Source organism: Nocardioides humilatus (assembly GCF_008373755.1).
Taxonomy (GTDB): Bacteria; Actinomycetota; Actinomycetes; order Propionibacteriales; family Nocardioidaceae; genus Nocardioides; species Nocardioides humilatus.
In genome coordinates this window covers 1-268 of record NZ_VUJV01000099.1, presented here as the reverse complement: position 1 = coordinate 268, position 268 = coordinate 1, and the positions used below count along the sequence as shown (strand labels likewise).

At 70.1% G+C, this 268-nt stretch carries 1 protein-coding gene; it reads right to left on the bottom strand.

Annotated features, from left to right (window positions below; all coding sequences use genetic code 11):
• Nucleotides 1–268 (bottom strand): hypothetical protein (locus F0U44_RS23205; RefSeq protein WP_188113645.1); only part of this gene is annotated, 268 nt, incomplete at both ends.

Below are 268 nucleotides of genomic sequence, written 5' to 3'. Positions count from 1 at the left end.
GCACCCGATCGCGATGGTCATACCGTTCGCGAGTTCCCAGAGCGGGAGATGGAACGCCGGCCCGTGGAAGGGACCTTGCGGCCCGTCGCCGAGCAGGTAGACCATCGCGCCCAGCAGCGCGATCAGCGCGGCGCTCAGCGCCACCCTGCCGAGGATCCGGAGGCGACGTAAGTTGCGGCGGTGCCGTGTGGAGAACTGGGCCACGAAGTGCAGGGTCGCCACGCCGCCCGTCGTCGGGTGGAAGTGCAGGGTCCACCGCTTGTCGGGG